Consider the following 22521-nt stretch of genomic DNA (forward strand, 5'->3'; position numbering starts at 1 on the left):
GTTTCCTGTCACTGAAATTCAAGCGTAAAGGTTGCCGTTGCATTGACATGCCCGACGGTGACCGGCATCCGGGTAGCCATCAAACGGGCATAAAAATTAAGTACGTTGGTTTGTCCTGGTGTCAGCGTCGTCCATGATATTGATGACGATGTGGCATTGAGCGACAACATCGTCTGCTGGCTATTCAGAATTTGTACGCCTATTCCCGCAGCAGCAGCCGCACCACTGTCGAGCTTTAACAGACTTGTGTTGTCATTATCCGCAGTACCGGTAAAACTGACTTTTACCGCCGTTACCGAGCTTCCGCACGGGGAAAGCACGATACGGAATGGTACTGGTGATGTCGTCGCGCCTACTGTGTGAAATTGTTTAGCGACGTTATGCCTCAGATCGACAGTAAAATCTTTCGATTCACCTGCCACTGCGCAGGTGTTATTCAGGATGTTTCCGTAAAGAGAAATGGAGTTATCGGTGGCAACGGCCGAGCATATGTAACAAGCCAATAGCGCACTAAACAGGTTAAGTTTCATCAACGACACACCACCGTCAGTTGATTCAGCACTTTGTTCAGGCTATCTTTCGGCTGGCGATAATCAGCCACACAACTGTTGTCCTGTCCATGGCCCCATTTTGCCTGAACCTTGCCCACTAGCGGCATACCGCTCATATAAACCTGACCGTTCTCGTCGACGATATTGCCGCCCTGGTTGGTTTCGGATGTTACAAGGGCACCGAATGGCACTGGCTTGCCGTTGTATATCAACGTCATCAGAATTTTTATCCCGACTCTGACGTTGAAATCAGCGCGCACTACCGCGCCGTGGGTAGGTACAACACTGACCACCGGATCATCAAGCTCGACGTTATTGGCCAGAGTATTGGTATTCAGCGCTATCCGGTTTTCGCGATAGTCGGTGGCATAAGGCAGTACGGCGTAACCGCGCCAGTCCGTGCGAACACCGGTCTGGTTTTCAACTTTGATGCCACCCGCGCCAGGCGCTTTCACCAGCACCACCGTATCGTTCAGCGGCTGGCTCAAGGTGACGCCATTGTCATGAAGCAGTGCACCACCGCTGACGCCGTAGTACAGCTGCTTAAAACCGTCGCTGCGGCTGTAGCCAATATTGGTGTTAGCGTAACCGCCACGGTAGTTCAGCGCCGCATAGCCCGTACCGTTACTACGGCTATCGCCTCCGCTGGCGTAACCGGTCTGCACGCTGTAACCCAGGTTGTTATCCTCCAGCAGCGTACCGTAGAGGCCGGCAAAGTTGTTCATCCGACCGTTCAGATCATGGGACATGCTGTAACTTGCACTGGCACTGTTCCATACTGACTGGCTGTTGGAGCGCTGCCAGTAGCTGAAGGGGATGTTGACGTTGAAAGCCAACATCTGGTTGCGGCCTGTCTGCCAGGCGCTTCTGGTCAGACTGTAACTCAGCGTCCAGTTGATGTTGTCCACTGCGGCATTCAGTCCCATTTGCAGCTGTTCGTCAGCCTTGCCGGTCCCCCAGTAGGTCTGGCGACTGCCGCTCAGATAGAAGGTGGCTGCCCCCCCCAACTGCTGGGTCAAACTGGCCTGTAATGTACCGCGTTTGTTCCAGGCGAGATTGTAGTAATCAGTGAATTTGGGTTGCACCTGTATAACCCCATCCTGGGTATCTATACTGTAGCCCTCCATTCGCCGGTAAGTGGTGTCTGCAAAGCTGTAGTAACCCCGTGTCGAGTGCCGATAGCCCACTAACTGGATATTTGTACCGGTCTCATTAAACGACTTGTTGTAGAGGAAACGTAGCGACTGCCCCTGATACTCGCTGTCGTCGGGTAGCATGGCGTTTGCCTGCGTGATATCCAGCGAGAAGGCACCGAAATCGCCGATATTCTTGCCGAACCCAAAGTTAAACGCACGATAGCGATCCGCCAGTAAGGTGCCACCGTACAGCGTCCAGCCTGCCGGCATACCGTGCATCAGCGTACTCTGGATGAATTTGGGTTTCTCCTGCTGGCTGCTGCCGCTACGATATTCACCCGCCGCTACGCTGTAGCGGATCTGGCCGCTGCGCAGCAACATCGGCACAGAGGAATAAGGCACGCTGAATACCTGGCTGGTACCGTCAGATTCTTTTATGGTGACCTGCAGATCGCCACCGTTGCCTGCCGCATAAAGATCGTTGATGGTGAACGGCCCAGGTGGCACCGTAATGTTATAAGTCTCATAACCATTTTGCGTGATCGACACCTGTGCCGTACTACGGGCAATACCATGAATAACCGGCGCAAAGCCCCTCTGGCTTTCTGGCAGCATATTGTCATCGGAGACCAACTGCGCACCACGGAAGTTAATGCCGCCAAGAATGTCGCTGCTGGTATAGCTGTCACCCACCGTCAGACGTGAGCGTAGTAAGGTAATACCGCGCTCTATCCAGGTATTGATGTGTTGCCACTGATTTTTACTGTCGGATGAACCACCTCTGCTGTAGCTCCAAATGGTATTGTCGCGCAACCGCCAGGAGCCCATGTTCAATCCACTTTGCAGGTTCAGATAAGCATTATTTCTGCCATCACCAATATTATTACCGGTAAAGTTGTAGTTCAGCAGGCCGGCAGTAATCCCTTCATCCCAGAGCTCAGGCGGAATATAACCACGCACACGGTTACCCATAAAGGCCTGTGGTACGGTCAGATAAAGACGTTGCTGGCCGACGTCGAAACGGCTTGTGGCCCCCTCGATCATATCGGTCAAGGGGACACAGGCGTCTGGCGCGAACGTATCCATACCACTGACTACGGAGGTATTGACGCCCATGCCAACGAGCTGGCTGCCGGTCAGGCACGGAACCAGACCGAGGCCGTTTTCACCCGCACTAAAGGCAACATCACGAGTGGTCATAAAGTCGTCGTTAAGATAGATATCTACTCGATAAGTATCAGGCGGCACTTCCTGACCATTTTCAAACCCGGAAAGATCTGCCACAGCAGCAGGATCGTCCGCCAGAAAACGGGGATTAAAGTAAAGCTCGGCTGGTATTGTATATGTCGGTATCGTCGCCAATAAGGCGATAAAAAAACGCCCCGAATACTGGCTGAAGTGCATATTGAACCGTGAGCCTAAATGGCCTGTTCCATGTTTTAGCTGCGACATAGTCCCTCCGGTCTGAAATTGGCCGGCTGTCAGTTCTTTCTTTATACCCAGGGAACAAACCGCTGGGATCTTCCCTGTTGGTTATTGCTGTGCGCCCGTCATTTTTGGAGTCAATGCGCCATAGTCATTAATCGTCTGGTAGGTGATTTCGCCGCCAGTGTTGGCAGGAAGCGTCACCGAAGCTTTACCCATCGGTGGTACCAGCGCATTTTCCAGCACCTGGTTCCCAGCCTTCAGCTCCGTGACCGTCAGGTAATAGGGAGTAGGGTTGTGAAGCGTCAGCGTTGAGCCACTCCGGCTGAATGTCAGTTTTTCCGCTGCCAACTCCGGCGGCAGGCTCAGTTTCCCTGGGCGATAATAGAGCTTGATACGGCTGATGATTGCCAATTGCAGCGTGTTTTCACTCAGCTTCGATTTATCCATCGATGGGATCGCTTTAACGTTTACCCAAAACAGGCTTTCCCGATCCTGCGGTAGCTGATTATTAGTGGCATCGATAATGCGCAGGGTGTTCTCTTTTTTACCCTGCATGGCAAACAGCGGGGGGGTGATGACAAAGCGACCGTCTTTGCCACCTTCAGCATTTTCCACCCATGATTGAATAAGGTAGGTGCTGTCCTGCTCATTATTGGTGACCGCCAGCGCAACCTGTTTCTGGCCTGCCGGATAGATAACCCGGGTGGTCCCCAGCGCTACACCCGCTTCGCTACGCACGGAAAAGCCGGTGGCGGCAATTATCAAACATCCCACGAATAAGCAGCGCGTTATCTCCAGTATTTTTCTCACATATTTCCCTTTTTATTCGTTGTTATTTTCTATTTCTTATTGGTAGTTCAGGGAGAACCAATACTGGCGGCTCCCTTGGGTAAGGTGATGCTCAAGCAATTACCTAAAACAGATAGCAGAATACCGATTTCACTTTCTGCATCGTTATCATCCCAGTTTTATTGTGTATAACGGGCCATCCTGGCCCTGAATGCCTCCTTGCCTGGCAAATGGATTACTCGTATTGCACCTTAAAGGAGGCATCAGCACTGACAGTACCGGCCGTTGCCGCACCAGTAGCGTAGAAACGAGCCTGGAAAGGAACAGCCGTACTGCCATCATTCAGAGCCATCGCAGTGCTGAAAGTTGAGCCGTCCAATACCAGCGGAGAACCCGTTTTATCAAGGATCTGTACACCGATATTCTTTGCCCCACCGGAAGTTGAACTCTGCGTTGCAAGTACGGTAGTGTTAGTGCTGTCAACCGCTGTACCGGAGAAAGCAATAGAAGCTTTAGTCGAAACAGCAGTATCGCAATCGTTAAGCTGAATATTGAAGCCAACAGCCGGACTGGTGTCGCCCGCTTTAGCCAGTTTTGCGGAACGCACCTGGCCTAACTGAACGGTCTGATCGATAGAGCCCGCGTCTACAGCACAAGCTGCGTTAATTACTTCCCCTTTAAAATAAACCTTACCTCCATTCACAATGCTCTTCGTCGCACCAGCTTCCGCAGCCAATACGGATGTAGAGTTCAAGGCCAGGATTGACAGTGCAATGGCGCCCAGTTTATTAATTTTCATGTGTATTCCTTTAAACATATGAGTGAGTAACCTTATTTAAACTAAGGTAGTGTGGTGCATATCCATATAACTATACGGAATTCTTGAAAATACCATTTCAAAACATCATGTACTCAGTGAGTAACGATGTTACTTACCTGAATGAATTAATGATGATTTAATGCCTTATCAGAAAGCCAGAGAAACTTAAACAAAAGCATACTTAAGTCATTAAGATTAGACAGCCCGGCTTTATATAATGCATTATTCCTTTTCCTATAAACGGTTTTTGAATTCATCAGCAGCACTTTAGAGACTCTATTAATGTCCATACCGTCATTAATCATCGAGCGCATGATACTGACCTCGTCAGCAGTAAACCGTTGCCACAAAAACATTTTTTCTCTAACGTGTCTTTTATCCGCTCTATTGGTTTTAACGTCGTTAATAAAGTTTACAACTTCAGAAACTTCCGTTTTTGAGGATAAAAAAAATACACTGCCCTTTGGATTGGGCCTGACCTTCACAGGAACGTCGATAAAACAAACTGTTAGAATATCATTCGCTAACAAAAACCCTAAAATTTTTGAGAAAAAATGAATATTTTCCATATTTACATTTACAATAAATATACTATTTTCGGATGTTTTCTTAAGTGCACTACGCATTTTTTTCTCTGATGGAAAACGTCTCGACTGAATGAATCTCCATTCCGAATGCAAAGATTTCAGGCCAGATATAAAAAAATGATCGTCACTCCATGTTATGAATCTTGTTTTCTTAGCATACATAGTTTTCTTAACCACGCAGAAATCTGGCAGGTAATTATGACATCATACATTTTTACACGGGTAGAAAGTCCCGCACCATATTAGTCATTAAATACCCAAGGTCCCTCTCAATGGCAACCACAGTATCATCGTAACACCACTTAAAATAATCAAAAAAAATCAAAAATAATCATCTGAGATTCTTATAATTTTAAGATTTTTCCTAAAGTGCATTTTGCTTAAAAAAATGCGATCATATGATAAATCAATGAACCTATAAAGTTATTAACTCTTTCTTAGATTTCTCCTAACATAATGATTTTAAAACATAAACCAACTTGGCCACAGGTAATTCAAAATGGGGTTTTCTTGCTCAACATACAACCTTAAATGAAACTTAAGTGATGATTTGATAAGGAAAAAAATGAACGACGTAGATAAAGAAGATGCAGAAATCAGCAATCGCTGCATTTACCTCATTGACCAAAAAGTATACTTCATACCCGATGAAAACCTACTCATTTCAAAAAATTATGATGAGAAGATTAAACTTTTAAGTACAGCAACAGAGTGCCTTTCTACTCTTATCTCGCGTCAGGGGCAGATAATCCCCAGAGAAGAACTAATGGACAGTGTCTGGAAAAAAAGGGGCGTTATCGCTTCTGACAATAACTTTTACCAGACGATACTCACCATCAGAAAGGCGTTTTCAACACTTGGCTTGGATGATGTTATTGCAACAAGATATAGAAGAGGTCTGGTTATAGAAAAAAAAACCTCAATTATTTTAAAGACACAGCTTTCATCAGACAGTGTAGAGACAAGAACTCTGCCGTTGGAAGGTACGATAGATGAGATGGCCTGCCAGGATACTCAGCAAGATACCATTGAGTCCCCAACCAACAATCCCCCCCAGTCAAAGAGAAGAGGTTTCTATGCTATTTTATTATTAACCCTCACCCTTGGATGCATGACAGGACTCATTTTAAATATAAATTCGGGTAGGTTCTTTGATACTTTTCACCATATGAAAAGTGGCTACCCATGTGATATTTACCTCTCCAACAATACTAACTCCGTAGAGAGCGTCACATCATTTTTAAAAAGTAAAAAATTCTCCTGCAATAAAGGAGAAAAAGTTTATTATGCCTCAAGACAGCAAATTGGTTATCGGGCCATTATCACATGTGATAGTACATTTCAGGAGGGTGGCGAATGTTCAACAGAATTTTATCTAGATTAAGCATAAGAAAACTGAAAACCCCCTTAATTATCATGGCTATTTTTGCCATCAGTTCACTATCTGTATTAGAATTGAGAAGATATTTATACACTCAGCACAATAGAATATCCTGTTATGCAACTATAAACATACACAAGAATGACAAAATACTCTCCCTTAGATTAAGATATCTTATGCAGAAAGGTAATGGCATGATTTTCCTGCAAGGTAAATTGTATGAGAACGGAAAGAGCGTTGGAATTATAAGCAGGGATATTTCGTTTAATTACATTCAAAGTGGATCTTTTTATAAGATCTACGTAGAAGATATAGTAAACCTTTCTCAGAGTACACTTTTTGACGCAAAAGTGGATACCTTCCTACCTGATATTTGGTATCAAAAAGGGATACGCAGTGGTTTTTTCATCCAACCCCAATATCCTAATGGCTATATTTTAGGCCGATATTTTTTGCCTTCTTTCTATTGCCGGAATATCGATGATTGACCCCAAGAAAAGGGGTATGTTAGCTGTGTCACGAGCACATCGTCAGGCCTGATAAACAGCTTTAAGGGGTCGTCACTATAAATGCGCCAAAAGCGTCGGTATATCCCTGATGGAGGGAGACAGTGAAACTGGCGAGAGTCTGCAGCGAACCCAGGCCGCTCAAGCGGCCTCAGACTGGTGACAAAATCCAATATGACGGCGGTTTTATGTCTGCCAATTGGAGCACAATAATCTGTATACCCATGCCGGAAGTGGGCAGGTAAGAAGTGACACCGGCCTTGACCAAATCGTGGTTCATCCACTTCAGCGACTCCTTATTGCCCTTGCAGCCGAACGAACCCCGCCCCCAGCCGTGCACATGAATATCGACAAAGCCGGGCATGATGATCCGATGACTATGGTCGATGCAGCAACCGGAAAAGTGGCTGGCGAAACCGCTTATTTTCCCTTGTTCCACCCATAGATAACCGGCCTTGATACCGTCGGGGAATACGATCCGGTTGGATTTGATAACCCCGGAGCGCGGGTCATTCCTCAGGATGCTTCCGAGAAACCTCGACCTTCAGGCCGGGGAGGAAAGGAGGCTGTTTTCAGACTAACGTGGTTTGGCATAATCACATTTTCCTCTCTAGTATGTGGATCCATGAAACGTGCATATAAGTATCGGTTTTACCCAACACCGGAACAGTCTGCGCTTTTAGCTCAGACGTTCGGCTGCGTGCGTTTCGTCTATAATTCAATCCTTCACTGGCGCACTGATGCGTACTACGAACGACAGGAAAAAATCGGCTACATACAGGCCAATGCGCGCCTTACTGCTCTCAAAAAAGAGCCTGAGTTCACCTGGCTGAATGACGTCTCCTGCGTCCCCCTCCAGCAGTCTTTGCGGCACCAACAAGCGGCATTTACTCACTTCTTTGCTGGACGGGCTGCATATCCGGCTTTCAAGAGCAAACGCCACAAGCAGACGGCAGAATTGACAACCAGCGCGTTTAAAGACCGTGAAGGCAAGTTGTACATGGCTAAAAGCAAAACGCCTCTTGATGTCCGCTGGTCACGCCCGTTGCCATCCGTGCCGTCTACCGTCACCCTTTCCAGAGATGCTACCGGTAGGTACTTCGTCTCCTGCCTTTGTGAGTTTGAACCTGTATCACTGCCGCTTAGTGCCAAAACAGTTGGCATTGATGTTGGCTTAAAAGATTTGTTCGTCACCGACTCTGGACTCAAAACCAGCAATCCCCGCCATACAGCTAAATACGCTGTACGCCTTGCGTTGCTACAGCGCAGATTAAGCAAAAAAGCCAGAGGTTCGAAAAACCGAACCAAAGCGCGCTTAAAGGTCGCCCGACTCCACGCGAAAATCGCCGATTGCCGGATGGATAACCTGCACAAGTTGTCCCGCAAACTGATTAACGAAAACCAAGTTGTTTGCGTCGAATCCCTTAAGGTAAAAACATGCTCCGCAATCCAAAGCTGTCTAGAGCGATAGCAGATGCTGGCTGGAGCGAACTTGTTCGCCAGCTACAGTACAAAGGCGCATGGGCGGGGCGTAGCGTTGTCGCTATCGACCCGTTTTTCCCAACCTCAAAACGCTGTAGCAGTTGCGGCTTCACCATGGAAAAAATGCCTCTTGATATTCGTAATTGGCACTGCCCTGAATGCGGGGAAGACCATGATCGGGATATCAACGCGGCCCGAAATATCAAAGCTGCCGGGCTGGCAGTGTTAGCCCACGGAGAGCCTGTAAATCCTGAATCGCAGCACGCGGCTTAGGTTCGGCTCGTTGAAGTGGGAATCCTCGTCCTTTAGGGCTTGGAGCAGCCAATATCTGGCCCCTGGTTTACTTTACCGCTCTATCAAACAATGCCAGCGCGCCCACCATCAAGGCCAAATACTGGCTGATTCAAGGCTCATTTTTTGCCCGTCAAAAAACGGAGGCACGACAAATTGCCACCCCGGTCGTTTTCAGACGGGCGGTAATAGGTCAACGTTGGTGGGCGGTTACCAGGCCAGGCCGCGATCCAGAATCAATCGATCACGGACACCAGATGGTTTAGCTTACTGATTTACGACTGCGGGGACCGGAATATCCAATCCATAAAGGCGCAGCATGGCAGGCGTGTCTTCAACGTCAGCAAAAACATACCGCACTCGGACTGCCGCATTTTCCGGGATGGTAATATTCGCATCCCCAGGCACCAATGCGGTTTTCAGTGGTGAAACAAACCCCTCCTTGTCTAACAGCATCAATGATTTACTTTCATTCAGATTGCTAAGACGTACGATTTTGTCGGTTTTATTACGTAGGGAAAGGGTCACTTTATATTCTTGGAGCGCGACTTTCTCAATGGCGGAAACCGATGCGGTGACATTTTTAACCAGATTGTCTTTGTCGGTCACAATGATGGCCCCATCAATGCTGCTACCTGACTGACGGCCATCATCCACGCCATCTTTCAGACCGCTGAGAGCATCTTTACCTGAGGCAATGACGCCAGAGACCACGCTTTTCACGCTGTCTTTCACCACGGCGGTCTCTTCAGCCTGAACGGCAGTGGCAGCCATCATCACCAAAACCAAGGCCATTACGCTATTTTTCATCTCATTATCCTGCTTATCATTATCCATTGACCACAAAATCACCTCAATCTAGCGGAAAATAACACGGATGACATCTTATCTATTGGGGCTGCCTTCCTGCGGCTATTCAGGTAAGGCGTAAACTCCAATCTTTTTAATGCTATTTCGCTTATTCTCACCTGCAAAGCGCGGCGTTTTCTGCCATTCTTTTGCCTATTCCTCCTAGCCTTAGCCACGCCTTCGTAGACAGGACAAATAATGGAAGTGTTAACAAAGGATGAAGTGTTATATCACCGGGGAAGTTTGCTGACGGCAGACGGCGTCATGGTCGCCTCATGGGATCTTGAACAACAGGAGAGTTTTTCCGGTGATTATTTTAGCCTGGCTGGCTACCGCGGTATCCGCAATGCCGCTGCGGCCCCTTTCAACGTGGATTATTGCAACGAATCTGTCGTGCACATCATTAATGGCATGGGCGTAACGCTGGGCGATTCCATTATTGGCCTGACTGCACTTGAGGCTCTGCGCGAGTTTAATCCCAACTTGCACACTATTATTTATCGGCCAGGGCGCGCGCCCCACTATGTCGATCAGCTTTATCATCTGGCGGCAGGCGTGGTGGCGGATCTCCGTTGGCTGCCGTGGAAGGCAGAGCATATTCCAGAACAAGAACTGTGTATCGATGCCGGTAATCAACTGTTCTGGCCAGCCTTCACCACGTTGCCGATGATCGATTTTTTTCTGCAGGCGCTGGGCGTTGAACCTACCGCTATTCCTGCTACGGCGAAAGCCAACCGCTGGATGCAAAAACTATGTCTGCCGCCATTACCTGAACGCTGGCAGAACAAGCCCTACGTGCTGTTTTGCCCCACCGCCAGTACGCCGTTACGCAGCATTCCGGCCAGTGCCCATGTGCCACTGGTGAATGCCCTGTGGGAGAAATTTGCCTGCCCAGTGCTAGGATTTGGCGCGGTAGATCATCCGCATTATGTGGATATTCAACCGCTTTCCACCACGACCGCGGATTTCCTGGCCTGGGTGAAGCATGCCCGCTATGTTCTGACATCGGATACCGCTGCGGTGCATATTGCCGCTGGTTACGATGTGCCAACCACCGCCTTCTTTACCTCAATCGCTCCCGAATTGCGGGTGCGAGACTATCCTTTATGTCAGCCTGTCTATTTTGCCATCCCCGAGCTGAACAACGTGCAGGCCAGCGCCAGAAAGCATGACCTGGAGCAGGTCGAACTAGCCTTTACTACCCTGATGCTAAACGAATTGCCGTGGGCCTGATCCCCGGTCTGGAGAACTACCGATGCTGTTGACCGCAATAAGAAATACCGCATTTGCCCTGCTGGCTTTGGTCATTACCCAAACCAGCGCACTCAGCTTTACCCTGGAAGTTGGCGGCAAGATTAAAAACACCACCGACGCCGAGAACAAAACCTATGTCTTTACCGATAAAGAGCTGTTTGCCATGCCGGTCCACAGCATCACGACCACCACGTCGTGGACGCCAAGAGTAAAATTCGATGGCGTATTGCTGGCAGATATTTTGGCTAAAGTGGGGGCCGAAGGCACCATGATGACGCTCTACGCGCTGAACGATTATTATATTGATGTGCCCATCTCGGACGTGGCTAAATACAATATGATCCTGGCCTATAAAATGGGCGGGGAAATGTTAAAGGTGCGCGATTTCGGGCCGCTGTTTCTGATCTATCCCCGCGATGCCGGGGGCGCGGAGCTCAACTCTCCGCTGTATAACTCGCGCTTTATCTGGCAGATCAACAGGATAGTAATTAAATGAAGTTAGTCCGCTTCAAAGACAGCGGCAGGTTGGCCATTCCGGCCATTTTTGCCGCCTTATTCCTGCTCGCCTCGACGGTGACGCTGTATTACTACAGTGCCACCTTGTCCAAAAAAGGGCTGTATGCCGTTGCCGGTACGCAGGAAAACTACTCTTGGTCGATCGCCAAGTTCGCCATCAAGCTGGCGGAATTTGAAACCCTGGTGGAACAGCAAAAAAGTACCAATCAGGTGGATATCGATAACCTGAGGCTAAGGTTCGATATTCTCTATTCTCGCTATTCGGTGCTCGCCCGCCCGTCAGAATCGACCCTGCCGCTGTATCACGAGCCTGGATATCCCGAGCTCGTTGAACGGATGCGCAATGAAATTACCCAGTTGGATCAGTTGGTCAACAGCCCTCAGGTAGATCTGGGGCTGATTTCGCAAGCCATGCAACAGATCAAACCCTCCGCGATTATGATGGCCAACCTGGCGGACCACGCTGAAGTGAAGCAGCGCACCGGCGCTTACGAAGATTTTATCGAGAAAAGGCACATCATCTTTTATGGCCTGGTGATCATTATGTTCTCGGTGATCGCGCTGATTGCCATCACGCTGATCGTCATCCGCCAGCAGCGCCAAACCATCAGCCAGCAGTCGAAGGCCATTCGCGCAGAGCAAAAGGCTATCCGCACCAAAAACGCCTTCCTCGGGGCCATCGGCCATGAACTGCGCACCTCGCTGCAAAGCATTATGTCCGCCATTGATGTGCTGACCAATACCCGCGTATCCCATGAGCACAAGGATACCTTCCACCGGCTGGAAACCGCCGCCGAGCAGATAGAAAGCCAGATGAAGGATCTCACCGATTATGCACGCCTGGACAGCGGCATGATGGAGCTGCGCATTGTTCCCTTTAATGCCCAGCAGGTGATCGACGAAACGACGGATGAAATCGCCATGCTGACCCATAAACCTGGGGTCAAACTGGTACGTGAAGTGGAGTTTACCCATGCGCAGGTCTATTCAGACCCTCAGCGGCTTCGGCAAATCGTGGTTAACCTGCTGACCAACGCCTTTAAATATACCGAAAGCGGCACCATCACGCTGCACAGCTGCCTGCGTAGCCAACCGGCGGGAAGCTCGTTAATCATTGAAGTCACGGATACCGGCATCGGTATCGACAATGCCCTGCTACCGCAGATTTTCGAGCCCTTTACCCAGCTCGATCAGTCAAATACTCGCCAATACAGCGGGGTTGGCATGGGATTGGCGATCGTCCACGGCCTGGTCGAATTGCTCGATGGCACGATCACGGTGTACAGCGAAGTGGGAGAAGGCAGCACCTTTATCGTCAGCATCCCCGTTGAGATCAGTGAAGAACAGTTGCCGGAGCAAAGCCCACGTCCGGCAGCGACGCTGTTGAAAAAAGAGCAGCAAATCCTGGTGGTGGACGACAATCCTGCCGCAGGCATGGCCTTTATCGCCCTGCTGGATAAGTTGGGCTATCAATATGAGCTGTGTGACTCGTCGGAACGTGCGCTGCAAAAGCTGTTGCGGCGGCCTTACGATGCCTTGCTGCTCGACCTGCAAATGCCCGGCATCGATGGTGTGGCAGTGGCGCAACAGTTGCGTGACCAGCGTGGCCCGAACCGTAATATCCCGATTATCGGTATCAGCGCCTATACGCCGGAGCTGCTCCCTAGCGAGCAACGCGCCATGTTTGACGATTACCTGATGAAACCGGTACGCATGGAGGCGCTATCCACCTCACTCACGTCGCTGTTTGTCGCTACAGATTAAAGCACCGTTGCAGTGCGGCTTCGATCACATGGAGCCGCACCGGCTTTTCATACGGGCCGAGCACGTCATAATCACGCATTGCTCTGGCAATCTCTGACTCACGCAAATCGGTGCCCAACTGGCCGGTCAGCACCAGGATCGGCGCATCCGCATGATCGGAAGTGCGAATGGTTTCGATGCATGTCTGCGCCGTCTCATGGCCTATCAACCAATCCACCACGTAGCCATCAAACGGGCTTTTGGCCAACGCCTGGCAGAAACTGCTGACGTCATAGAAAGCCACCGCGTTAAATCCTTGGCTATTGAGATACTTGGTTAGCTCATCAGCGGCCTGATGTGCATCGTCCAATACTGCAATGCTCAGGCGATCGTCCTCGCTAAGGCCGGGGCGGATCTCGATCAGTTCGACAGCAAAATACTTGCCCTGTGGGGCTTCGCCGGCTCGATAAACGATCCACTGCCCATCCTGCTGCAAGCCAACAAACTCGGCCTGCTTGCTGCCCACTAGTTCGCTGCTAATGTGCGCCACGCAAGGTAACGCCACCCCGGCCACAGAAAAGATGGCATCCTGTGCCACAGTGGACCCAACAGACTCGCTTTCGGGGAGAATGTCGACGATGGAGGCTGGCGTTTCTCCCAAGGCCAGTGCCACGCTGTTGATTTGCTCCAGCGTCCATGGGCTCTGGCCTTTCAGCTTGCGGTGAGCATGGGAAAAACTCAGATCCAAAATGCGGCTGAGTTCCTTGGCATGTTGTCGCTTGCCGATCCCATGTTGCAAAAAGAGTTCCCTGACCTTGCCTGCAATCGACTGCGAATCGAATTTTTGATGATTGTTAAACATGTTATCCTTCGATATATCTCGCTGATTTTTCAGTCGCTTTGACACCCATCCGTACAAAAACGTTATCGAAATCTCGCATACTATACAATCTTAGCCTAATAGCTTGCTTGACATACCATCTTTTATGGTCAAACATGGTATCAGAAGTGATGTATTATAAAAACGATAGTAGAACGATAAGTTAGTAATAACCATACCAACACCAGGGAAATTATAAGCCGGCCACAACACCTGATTAAAGTATCAACAGGGAGTTGCAAGCTGAGCAAGTTTAACCGCAGAGTTAATTGCTTCACCCCTCGTTAAGCCGGGGCCCGCAAGGGTTCCGGTTTTTTATTTGCCAAAAAACCAATGAAAAGGCCGGAGAGCACTCCCCGGCCCGTCACTCGTTCGCGGATTATCCCTCAACTCTGGCATCTTCCTCAGCCTGACGAATGATGGCTTTGGCCATCCACTGGGTTACATCCTGAATATCATCGAGCTCTAAACCCCAAATGTCCTTCAGCACCAGGAACACCTCGGAACCATAAATCAGCGAAAAGGCGTGGATCACGCGTTGCAAGGCTTCAGCAGGGAGTTTGTTCTGCAAGGGCTCAACCGCCAGCTTCAACAGCCGCTTGCGATTGCCACGCACAAACTTTTCGCCCGGCGTCGCGTTAGCCCATTGCTGGAGCGATAGCTGTAACGCCGCACGTAGCGCGCCTTCATGCTGCTCCATCTGCGGGTAGGCAAACGCCAACAGTTGATGAATGCGCTTGAGCGCATCGTTATCCTGCGGTTGCCATTCAAGGATCGGCCCCAGGCTTTTCGCCACAACGGCGGAGATCAGGGCACTTTGGGTGGGAAAATAGCGATAAGCGGTGGCACGAGAGACCTGCGCATGCGCCGCTAGCTCAGTAATCGAAGGGAAGACTCCACCATCGTAGAGCTCCATCGCACAGGCCAGCAGCAAGCTGCGGGTTTTGGCACGAGTATGTGTCAAAGATTCATCCCGTGGAGCGGGAAATGCGGATATTGGCACGTTTTCCTCGAACTTCCTCGTATCTTCCAGCCTTGGAGTCAATACGATAGACAGCCTCACCGACAGATCCTGGCCCATCGGCAACGTAAAAAATTACAGCTAAGATAGCCAAAAACGGGACTCAAGTCTCACTTTAAACAAATTAATGCTTGCAAAAATGATACGGCAGTCTCATTATGACCAACAAATAAACGATAGTACCTTATTGTCCGACACCAGGGCTCACCACCTACTATAAAAAATAGCATTAAAATCAATTTGTTCAGGCCTTTGTCTGAACCTTTTTCAGGAACAGATGATGAGCAGCACCCCGGGTTTTGTCTATATTGCTACCACAGCAGATACTAAAGGACAAGAACTGGAATATGTCCGTCATCTGATCGCCAATCTCGATTTACCCGTCATCACCCTCGATCTCTCCACTTCCGGTAAGCCTTCTCTGTATCATGCGGACGTTTCTGCGCATGAGATCGCGGGTTACCATCCGGAAGGTGAACAAGCCGTTTTTTGTGCTAATCGCGGGCAGGCGATTGCGGCCATGGCTATCGCTTTTGAGCGCTTCATGCTCTCACGTCGTGATGTTGCTGCACTGCTCGGTTTGGGCGGGTCTGGTGGCACCGCGATCATCACGCCCGCCATGCAACAGTTGCCCATCGGCCTGCCAAAGCTGATGGTGTCGAGTATGGCGGCGGGTGATGTCGCTGGCTATGTCGGCTCCAGCGATATTGCCATGCTGTATTCCGTCACCGATATCGCCGGGCTAAATCGCATTTCACGCAAGGTATTGAGCAATGCCGCCAACCAGATAGCCGGCGCCATCCGCTTTCATATCGATGATGATGCCGACAGCAAACCTGCCACCGGCCTGACCATGTTTGGCGTCACTACGCCTTGTATCAAGGCCGTGACCAGCGCCATTGAGCACGACTGGGATTGCCTGGTGTTTCACGCTACCGGCAGTGGTGGCCAGGCAATGGAGAAGCTGATCGACAGCCGCTTGCTCAACGCCGTATTGGATCTGACCACCACCGAGGTGTGCGACTATCTGTTTGATGGCGTGTTGGCCTGCAACGAAGATCGCTTTGGGGCCATTGCCCGCACCGAGATCCCTGGTGTGATGTCATGCGGAGGGCTGGATATGATCAACTTCGGTCACCCGAAAACCATTCCGGCCCGCTACGCCAATCGTCAATTTTATTGCCACAACAGCCAGGTAACGCTGATGCGCACCACGGCGCAGGAGAATACCCAGTTAGGACGCTGGATTGGTGACAAGCTGAACGCCTGCGCCGGGGAAGTATGCTTTGTCGTACCGCTGGGTGGCTTTTCAACCTTGGATGCGCCAGGGCAACCCTTCTGGGATCCACAAGCGCTGAGCGCTTTTGTTCACTCGCTGGAACGGACGCTGGTACAGACCGCAAAACGCCGGTTGCTCAAGGTACCATACCATATCAACGATCCCCTGTTCGCCGCGGTTATTATCGAACAATTTAATGCCATTGCTGCTTCGGCTAAATAATCCTGTCAGAAATTAAAATCGTGTCGATGGCCCTACTATGGGCCGCAAACCCTTTAATGGGCCGGTAAAACTTAAATTGGGCCATAAAACCTGATACAGTGGGCCATAAATGGCAAAACGGGCCGTAAATATCATATTTTTCGGTCCGTGTTTTTACTGGCCCGCAGGAAACAAACATCGATGACATCCTCAGTTACCCTACCCAACCTGCAGCAGGCCATCCTAACCGCCATCGCTGCCGCGAAAACTCCCGTCAGTTCTGGGGAACTGGCGAAGCAGCTTCAGGTCGGTCGCTCCACCATCAAGCGTCATATTGAGGTCCTGCTCAGGGAAGACAGAATCATCCGATACGGCACCGGACGAGGAACCCGTTACACCCTCTCTGGGCAACAGACAGAGTTGGTACAACCCACTTCTTCGGTCACAACAGACAGTGGCATCGCACCTCACACCACGGAGGCGCAAGCTCTTCTCAACTACCTACACTCCCCACTGACTAGCAGGGAGATTACTGGTTATGACCGAAGCTTTGTGGAGGACTACATCCCGAACCAGACCTTTCTGCTGTCAGAGTCTCTTGCCAGGGCACTAATGGAAGAAGGGAAGATGGCCGGGCAGCAACCTGCAGGGACCTATGCCCGAAAAGTGCTGGAGCAGTTGCTGATTGATTTATCCTGGTCCTCATCGCAATTGGAAGGCAACCGGTATTCCTTGCTGGCAACCGAGGAACTCTTTAAAAGCGGGACAGAAGCCGGGGATATGGATGCAGTGATGCTGTTGAACCATAAGCAGGCGATTGAGTTTATGGTCGATGCCGTCCCCGAATCCGGACTGACTGGCCCTGTCATCAGCAACCTTCATGCTCTATTGATGCACGACTTGCTTTCTGAACCGGAAGGTCTCGGGGCCATCAGGAAGAAGATAGTGAATATCAGCGGAACAACTTACACTCCGCTGCAGACACCTTTCCTGCTGCAGGAGATGTTTGACAAAATTATTGAGAAGGCCCGGCAAATCATAAATCCGGTAGAGTCCGCATTTTTTCTGTGGGTCAATCTTGCCTACCTGCAACCCTTTGAGGACGGTAACAAAAGAACCAGCAGGCTCGCGGCCAACATTCCGCTGATGCTGTATAATAGTGCCCCTTTGTCCTTCCTTGACGCTGATGCCACGAATTATGCATACGCCATGATGGGGGTCTATGAAAAGCGTAATGTGGCTCTAGCAGTGGAGTTGTTTGAGCATCTGTACCGTCGCTCAATAAAACGCTACGCCGTGACACTCCAGGCAATGGGTGTTCCTGACCCGTTCAGACTGCGCCACCGGGAGGACTTAAATACAGCCATCCGCTATATCGTCACCGACAGGGAGAGTATCGAATCCGCCCTGCTAGCCATCACTATTGCCACAGAAGATAAGGAGCAGTTCAGGGCTCTCCTGCAGGATGAACTCCGGGTACTGAACACGCACAACTGCGCCCGGTATCGCCTTTCGATGCGTATGACGGAACAGTGGATTAAAGACGGGAAACCGGCCTAGTCGCCCCGTTCAACCCATGCGAGATCCGCGGGAAATAGGCTGTAGGCGTGGCAGCACATACACCATCCTCAATTTTTCATTCCAGATGGTCTTCGGGGGAAAATTCATTAAGAGTGATGATTTCAAACTGGTATTACTGGGGAGAGAGATCTTTGAACATGGCGGCCAGTCTATTTTTTACACTAACCTTATTAGGTTAAATTTTAGCTTCACGGTCAGGACGTTGTCATTAATAAAAAAAGCCGGGCAAATAACCCGGCATTTTTATTTTGACAGCAATGTTAATTATTCAGCAGCAGGGACATGATCGCGCATTTTCTTCATATGCTCCATCATCTTCTGCTCGCGTTTCTGATAATTCTCATTGTATTGTTTTTTCTGCTCTGGCGTTAGCAGGTTATACATTTTGTTTTCCGCTTTGGCACGTTCCAGCATGTGCTCGGATTGCGCTTTGCCGATTGCATCGATCTGGGCTTTTGCCTTGGCTTCGTCGAAGCTTTCCGAAGCGATCATGCTGTGCAGTGCCTGGCGCTCGTCTTTAGCACCCGGGCCGCGTTTTTGATGCGACTCTTTCATAATATCGCGCATCTGCTGGCGTTGATCTTTGGTCAAGTTCAAACCAGCAAAGAGATTGTCTCTTTTCGCCTCTTTATAGTGCATCATTTTTACCGGGGCGGCAGGTGTGGCCGATGCGGTTGCCGGGGCGGTAGTTGCATCGGCAGCAAAGGCGGTAGAAGCAGAACCCAGGGCTAAGGTTGAAGCGACAAATAAAGCAGTCAGTTTACGCATAATTATTTCCTTAAAAGTTATTCTTCATCAGGAGCGCTGTACGTTAACAGGCTCACTATCTCGTCGTCGGAAATAATAGTATGCGCATGAATATATAGTAATGCGAGGGAGTGTAAATTTTTTAAAATCAAAAATGGCAATATTCGTCAATTATGAATAAATTATGGAGAAGGCGTCTGTTATTTGGAAGATTACATGACCCAAGCGTAATTATTAGTGTGGCTTTTGTCCACCTCCAGCTTGGGATTAATTTAGCATCCCTAGCCACAACTCTGGCTCAACGAAGCCAAAAACTGATTTTCGCACACTGCGCGGTTCTCTTTTACACTCTATACAGACGTCGTTCACGCGATCCCCATCGTCTTTCAGGCTGCAGCGTAGGGTCCGGCTGTCCCATTTTGAGGAATGAACATGTTCGCAGACCAAGGCCCGATACTCCTTAACACCCATTTTGGCACCAGCAGCCCTTACTGGCATCTGGCGTTTGACAGCAATGCCCTGCAGTTGACGGCAATCAAAGGCAAAACACACCTTGCCGTGGCCCTCGACGAAATGCAGGCGGCGAAAATCCGCCGTCTGAGCGGGGTCACCGCCAGCCTGGATCTGACCATCCAACTCAGCGGCCAGCCCATCCACCTGCATTTGGTCGGCCGCCGGATCAATAAATTTGAGTGGGCTGGCACCGCCTCTGCCTATACCGATACCGAAGCCGTGGCACGTGATTTGGTGCACGGCCTATCGTTTGCCGAACAGGTGGTGTCAGAGGCTAATTCCGTCATTGTCATCGTTGACCAACACGGCCGCGTCCAGCGCTTTAACCGCCTGAGCGAAGAGTATACCGGCCTGCAGGAGCAGGACGTGATTGGCAAAAACGTCTTCAAGATGTTTATGAGCCCCGAAGAGGCCGCAGCATCCCGGCGCAATATTGCCAACTTCTTTCACAACGGGGCCTCCTATGAGGTGGAGCGCTGGATCAAAACGGTCAAAGGCGAGCGGTTATTCCTGTTCCGCAACAAGTTTGTCCACAGCGGCAGCGGCAAAAAAGAGGTGTTCCTGATCTGTTCCGGCACGGATATCACCGAAGAACGCCGTGCCCAGGAACGCCTGCGGCTATTGGCCAATACCGATACCATCACCGGCCTGCCAAACCGCAACGCCATTCAGGATGATATCAACCGGGCGATAAGCGAACGCGGTGAAAGCCACGTAGGGCTGGTCTATCTCGATCTGGATAACTTCAAAAAAGTGAACGACGCCTATGGCCATATGTTTGGCGATCGCTTGCTGATCGAGGTGTCCCACGCCATTCTCAGTTGCCTGGATCATGGAGAAAAACTTGCCCGTCTGGGGGGCGATGAATTTCTGGTGCTGGTCACCCAGGCCGACCGGATCATGCTGCAAGAGCTGGCTCAGCGCATTATCGATCGCTTGCAAATGCCCTTCCGCATCGGCCTGATCGAGGTCTACACCGGCTGTTCGATTGGCATTGCCCTCTGCCCGCAACATGGCCACGATCTGGACAGCCTGATCCGCAGCGCCGATACCGCCATGTACGTCGCCAAGGAGCACGGCAAACGCACCTTTATCGTCTTCTCGCCGGACATGAACCGCCGCGTTGCCGAATACATGTGGCTGGATACCAACCTGCGTAAGGGGCTGGAACAGGAGCAACTGGTGGTGTATTACCAACCCAAGGTCACAACGCTCAACGGAGCCGTGAACAGCGTAGAGGCGCTGGTCCGCTGGGATTCACCGGAGCGCGGGCTGATCCCACCGCTGCAGTTTATCTCCTATGCCGAAGAGTCCGGGCTGATTGCCCCACTTGGCCGCTGGGTGCTGCAAACCGCCGCTAAACAGGCTGCCATTTGGCAGCAGCAGGGGCTGAATTTACGCATTGCGGTTAACCTTTCCGCCAGGCAGTTGGTGGATGACAGCGTGGTAGACAATCTGGTTGAGGTACTGCGAGAAAACCAGCTTTCTCCCTGCACTCTGGACTTTGAGCTGACCGAGAGCAGCCTGATAGAAGATGAGAATCGGGCTCGTGAGGTGATCGCCCGGCTACGGGCCTTGGGCGCCCAGGTACACCTGGATGATTTTGGCACCGGTTACTCCTCTCTGGCCCAGTTGGCACGTATCCCGCTGGACGCTATCAAGCTGGATCAAAGCTTTGTTCGCGGCGTCAATCTGGCCCCGGTATCACAGTCATTGATACGCGCCATCGTCGCGGTCGCCGAAGCGCTACAGTTCAAGGTGATTGCCGAAGGGGTCGAGACGGACAGTGAAAATCGCTTCCTGGACTGCGTTGGGGTCGATGAAAAACAGGGATTTCTTTTCGCCCGGCCGATGCTGCCCGAACAGTTGGAGCAGTGGCTGAAAACCTATAGCCCGCAATCACCAGAGTGATGCGGGCGGGAATTAACGCTTAGCCAGCGTGACGCTGATTAAGCGTGTGCCGATCCTGCAACATCACCAACCGTTCAATGTACAGGCGATCCTTCTCCTCGATGGTAAAGGCCGCGTGCACCCAATCCTCGGTAATGTCCATCAGCTCGGAGCGGGTTAACTGTAATACCCGCTGACGCGCGCGTAACATGGCACGCATACCGTTCAGCTTGGGCCTGATGGTGTCGATGAAAGTACGAGTCGCCATATAGGCATCACCTGGTTGAAACAGCTTATCCACCAGCCCATAGTTTTCGAACCATTCGGCAGTGTGAGACTCACCGCTCCAGATCAGTTCTTCCGCTAGGCGCATACCTGCCTTGCGGGCTACCAGTGAATAACCGCCCATACCGGGAAACAGATTGAAGGCGATTTCTGGGAACCCCATCCGTGCGTTGTTCTGCGCCAAAACAAAATGGTGCGCCAATGCCGCCTCAAAACCGCCCCCTAGCGCGCTGCCCTCCACCATGGCAATGCTGATGGCCCCGGTATCAAAACCTCGTGCTGCCGCATGCACACAGTCGATACAGGCCCGGGCATATGCCATCATCGCCTCACGCTTGCGGTTTTTGATCGCTTCGGCAAAAAAGCTCAGATCCCCGCCGACGTTAAACATGTTTTGCACCAGCGAGCCGGTGACCCAGAAGTCGAACTGCAACGTCGACTCTTTCGCCGCCTGCGCCAGCGTCATGATGTCTTCTATCAGCGCCTGATTGAAGCAAGGACGCGGCTCTGCACGCAGTAACATCCACATGATGTGGCGATCTTCCTCGTAATAAGCGGAAAGTTGCGACAGGTTGCCCGCTTCGGTAAATGGACGACAGGTGGGATGATTGAATAATTTCATAAGACCTTCCATTTTATCTATTGATTCAGGAAATAACCGTTCCAGCCCCTACGGCTGCAGTAGGCGCATGCCGGATAAAAAAGCGCGCGCCATAAGATGAGTAAAAGCCTTCCTGGCGCTGAGATAGATAAAATTGCAGGGATCCGGCAGAAAAACAGACGTGTGGTGA

Annotated in this window: 19 protein-coding genes and 1 pseudogene; 9 read left to right on the top strand and 11 right to left on the bottom strand. The window is 50.5% G+C overall.

Features of this window, described 5'->3' with window-relative positions; all coding sequences use genetic code 11:
• Positions 1–8: 8 nt before the first annotated feature.
• From KGP26_RS26945 to KGP26_RS26965, 5 genes are all read right to left on the bottom strand, one after another.
• Positions 9–530: a fimbrial protein gene (locus KGP26_RS26945; protein WP_021807393.1), complete on the bottom strand. Its 522-nt coding sequence runs from the start codon at positions 528–530 to the stop codon at positions 9–11.
• Positions 530–3139: a fimbrial biogenesis usher protein gene (locus KGP26_RS26950; protein WP_223500517.1), complete on the bottom strand. Its 2610-nt coding sequence runs from the start codon at positions 3137–3139 to the stop codon at positions 530–532. The genes KGP26_RS26945 and KGP26_RS26950 overlap by 1 nt, the downstream gene beginning before the upstream one ends.
• An 81-nt stretch (positions 3140–3220) precedes the next feature.
• Positions 3221–3925: a fimbria/pilus periplasmic chaperone gene (locus KGP26_RS26955; RefSeq protein ID WP_071784889.1), complete on the bottom strand. Its 705-nt coding sequence runs from the start codon at positions 3923–3925 to the stop codon at positions 3221–3223.
• Between the two features lie 214 nt (positions 3926–4139).
• Entirely contained in the window at positions 4140–4703 is a 564-nt protein-coding gene (gene fimA, locus KGP26_RS26960) for a type 1 fimbrial major subunit FimA (RefSeq protein WP_223664787.1), read from the bottom strand.
• Positions 4704–4849: 146 nt separating this feature from the next.
• Positions 4850–5350: a hypothetical protein gene (locus KGP26_RS26965; RefSeq protein ID WP_223664788.1), complete on the bottom strand. Its 501-nt coding sequence runs from the start codon at positions 5348–5350 to the stop codon at positions 4850–4852.
• A 526-nt stretch (positions 5351–5876) separates the two neighbouring features.
• Between KGP26_RS26965 and KGP26_RS26970 the strand changes: the two genes are divergently transcribed.
• Both KGP26_RS26970 and KGP26_RS26975 read left to right on the top strand, forming a co-directional pair.
• Entirely contained in the window at positions 5877–6695 is an 819-nt protein-coding gene (locus KGP26_RS26970; RefSeq protein ID WP_218520163.1) for a winged helix-turn-helix domain-containing protein, read from the top strand.
• Positions 6696–6868: 173 nt separating this feature from the next.
• Positions 6869–7180 carry a hypothetical protein gene (locus KGP26_RS26975; RefSeq protein WP_147281014.1) on the top strand — a complete coding sequence of 104 codons (312 nt, stop codon included), beginning with the start codon at positions 6869–6871 and terminating at the stop codon, positions 7178–7180.
• Positions 7181–7349: 169 nt separating this feature from the next.
• Here KGP26_RS26975 and KGP26_RS26980 read toward each other — a convergent pair whose 3' ends face one another.
• A complete protein-coding gene (locus KGP26_RS26980; RefSeq protein ID WP_218520162.1) occupies positions 7350–7637 on the bottom strand; it encodes a hypothetical protein in 288 nt (95 codons plus the stop codon).
• Between the two features lie 186 nt (positions 7638–7823).
• Here KGP26_RS26980 and KGP26_RS26985 point away from each other — a divergent pair.
• Positions 7824–8953 (top strand): annotated as a pseudogene (locus KGP26_RS26985) (RNA-guided endonuclease InsQ/TnpB family protein).
• A 285-nt stretch (positions 8954–9238) separates the two neighbouring features.
• On the opposite strand, the gene KGP26_RS26990 reads toward KGP26_RS26985, so the two are convergent.
• Complete coding sequence (locus KGP26_RS26990; RefSeq protein ID WP_223498602.1) at positions 9239–9781, bottom strand: hypothetical protein; 543 nt, start codon at positions 9779–9781, stop codon at positions 9239–9241.
• A gap of 237 nt (positions 9782–10018) precedes the next feature.
• On the opposite strand from KGP26_RS26990, the gene KGP26_RS26995 reads away from it, so the two are divergent.
• The 3 genes from KGP26_RS26995 to KGP26_RS27005 are packed head-to-tail and all read left to right on the top strand — an operon-like array spanning position 10019 to position 13354.
• Positions 10019–11053, top strand: coding sequence for a glycosyltransferase family 9 protein (locus KGP26_RS26995; RefSeq protein ID WP_218520160.1), 1035 nt, complete (start codon positions 10019–10021; stop codon positions 11051–11053).
• 22 nt (positions 11054–11075) lie between these two features.
• Positions 11076–11570, top strand: a complete 495-nt coding sequence (locus KGP26_RS27000; RefSeq protein ID WP_024527650.1) for a molybdopterin-dependent oxidoreductase — start codon at positions 11076–11078, stop codon at positions 11568–11570.
• Positions 11567–13354, top strand: coding sequence for an ATP-binding protein (locus KGP26_RS27005; protein ID WP_021807382.1), 1788 nt, complete (start codon positions 11567–11569; stop codon positions 13352–13354). Before KGP26_RS27000 ends, KGP26_RS27005 begins: the two co-directional genes overlap by 4 nt.
• On the opposite strand, the gene KGP26_RS27010 is transcribed toward KGP26_RS27005, so the two are convergent.
• Entirely contained in the window at positions 13344–14195 is an 852-nt protein-coding gene (locus KGP26_RS27010) for a helix-turn-helix domain-containing protein (RefSeq protein ID WP_021807381.1), read from the bottom strand. The genes KGP26_RS27005 and KGP26_RS27010 overlap by 11 nt on opposite strands.
• A 397-nt stretch (positions 14196–14592) precedes the next feature.
• On the bottom strand, positions 14593–15129 hold the full coding sequence (locus KGP26_RS27015) for a TetR/AcrR family transcriptional regulator (protein WP_223499731.1): 537 nt from the start codon (positions 15127–15129) through the stop codon (positions 14593–14595).
• A 385-nt stretch (positions 15130–15514) separates the two neighbouring features.
• Here KGP26_RS27015 and KGP26_RS27020 point away from each other — a divergent pair, with 385 nt between their 5' ends.
• Both KGP26_RS27020 and KGP26_RS27025 read left to right on the top strand, forming a co-directional pair.
• Positions 15515–16735 (top strand): Tm-1-like ATP-binding domain-containing protein, encoded by a 1221-nt coding sequence (locus tag KGP26_RS27020; protein WP_094982430.1) that lies wholly within the window; start codon positions 15515–15517, stop codon positions 16733–16735.
• A 180-nt stretch (positions 16736–16915) separates the two neighbouring features.
• Positions 16916–18274, top strand: a complete 1359-nt coding sequence (locus KGP26_RS27025; RefSeq protein ID WP_021807379.1) for a Fic family protein — start codon at positions 16916–16918, stop codon at positions 18272–18274.
• Between the two features lie 285 nt (positions 18275–18559).
• On the opposite strand, the gene spy is transcribed toward KGP26_RS27025, so the two are convergent.
• A complete protein-coding gene (gene spy / locus KGP26_RS27030; protein ID WP_223664789.1) occupies positions 18560–19063 on the bottom strand; it encodes an ATP-independent periplasmic protein-refolding chaperone Spy in 504 nt (167 codons plus the stop codon).
• Between the two features lie 411 nt (positions 19064–19474).
• Between spy and pdeR the strand changes: the two genes are divergently transcribed.
• Positions 19475–21466, top strand: coding sequence for a cyclic di-GMP phosphodiesterase (gene pdeR, locus KGP26_RS27035; protein WP_223664790.1), 1992 nt, complete (start codon positions 19475–19477; stop codon positions 21464–21466).
• A gap of 19 nt (positions 21467–21485) precedes the next feature.
• Here pdeR and KGP26_RS27040 read toward each other — a convergent pair whose 3' ends face one another.
• Entirely contained in the window at positions 21486–22352 is an 867-nt protein-coding gene (locus KGP26_RS27040) for a crotonase/enoyl-CoA hydratase family protein (protein WP_071681458.1), read from the bottom strand.
• Positions 22353–22521: the final 169 nt, after the last annotated feature.

This window comes from Serratia sp. JSRIV002 (assembly GCF_019968725.1).
In the GTDB taxonomy this organism is placed as follows: domain Bacteria; phylum Pseudomonadota; class Gammaproteobacteria; order Enterobacterales; family Enterobacteriaceae; genus Chania; species Chania fonticola_B.

What these genes read in the sequence shown, in the direction of transcription:
- KGP26_RS26945 (WP_021807393.1), bottom strand. Translation starts at nt 530, where the DNA reads ATGAAACTTAACCTGTTTAGTGCGCTATTGGCTTGTTACATATGCTCG.
- KGP26_RS26950 (WP_223500517.1), bottom strand. Translation starts at nt 3,139, where the DNA reads ATGTCGCAGCTAAAACATGGAACAGGCCATTTAGGCTCACGGTTCAAT.
- fimA (WP_223664787.1), bottom strand. Translation starts at nt 4,703, where the DNA reads ATGAAAATTAATAAACTGGGCGCCATTGCACTGTCAATCCTGGCCTTG.
- KGP26_RS26965 (WP_223664788.1), bottom strand. Translation starts at nt 5,350, where the DNA reads ATGCGTAGTGCACTTAAGAAAACATCCGAAAATAGTATATTTATTGTA.
- KGP26_RS26970 (WP_218520163.1), top strand. Translation starts at nt 5,877, where the DNA reads ATGAACGACGTAGATAAAGAAGATGCAGAAATCAGCAATCGCTGCATT.
- KGP26_RS26975 (WP_147281014.1), top strand. Translation starts at nt 6,869, where the DNA reads ATGCAGAAAGGTAATGGCATGATTTTCCTGCAAGGTAAATTGTATGAG.
- KGP26_RS26990 (WP_223498602.1), bottom strand. Translation starts at nt 9,781, where the DNA reads ATGAAAAATAGCGTAATGGCCTTGGTTTTGGTGATGATGGCTGCCACT.
- KGP26_RS26995 (WP_218520160.1), top strand. Translation starts at nt 10,019, where the DNA reads ATGGAAGTGTTAACAAAGGATGAAGTGTTATATCACCGGGGAAGTTTG.
- KGP26_RS27000 (WP_024527650.1), top strand. Translation starts at nt 11,076, where the DNA reads ATGCTGTTGACCGCAATAAGAAATACCGCATTTGCCCTGCTGGCTTTG.
- KGP26_RS27005 (WP_021807382.1), top strand. Translation starts at nt 11,567, where the DNA reads ATGAAGTTAGTCCGCTTCAAAGACAGCGGCAGGTTGGCCATTCCGGCC.
- KGP26_RS27010 (WP_021807381.1), bottom strand. Translation starts at nt 14,195, where the DNA reads ATGTTTAACAATCATCAAAAATTCGATTCGCAGTCGATTGCAGGCAAG.
- KGP26_RS27015 (WP_223499731.1), bottom strand. Translation starts at nt 15,129, where the DNA reads ATGGAGCTCTACGATGGTGGAGTCTTCCCTTCGATTACTGAGCTAGCG.
- KGP26_RS27020 (WP_094982430.1), top strand. Translation starts at nt 15,515, where the DNA reads ATGAGCAGCACCCCGGGTTTTGTCTATATTGCTACCACAGCAGATACT.
- KGP26_RS27025 (WP_021807379.1), top strand. Translation starts at nt 16,916, where the DNA reads ATGACATCCTCAGTTACCCTACCCAACCTGCAGCAGGCCATCCTAACC.
- spy (WP_223664789.1), bottom strand. Translation starts at nt 19,063, where the DNA reads ATGCGTAAACTGACTGCTTTATTTGTCGCTTCAACCTTAGCCCTGGGT.
- pdeR (WP_223664790.1), top strand. Translation starts at nt 19,475, where the DNA reads ATGTTCGCAGACCAAGGCCCGATACTCCTTAACACCCATTTTGGCACC.
- KGP26_RS27040 (WP_071681458.1), bottom strand. Translation starts at nt 22,352, where the DNA reads ATGAAATTATTCAATCATCCCACCTGTCGTCCATTTACCGAAGCGGGC.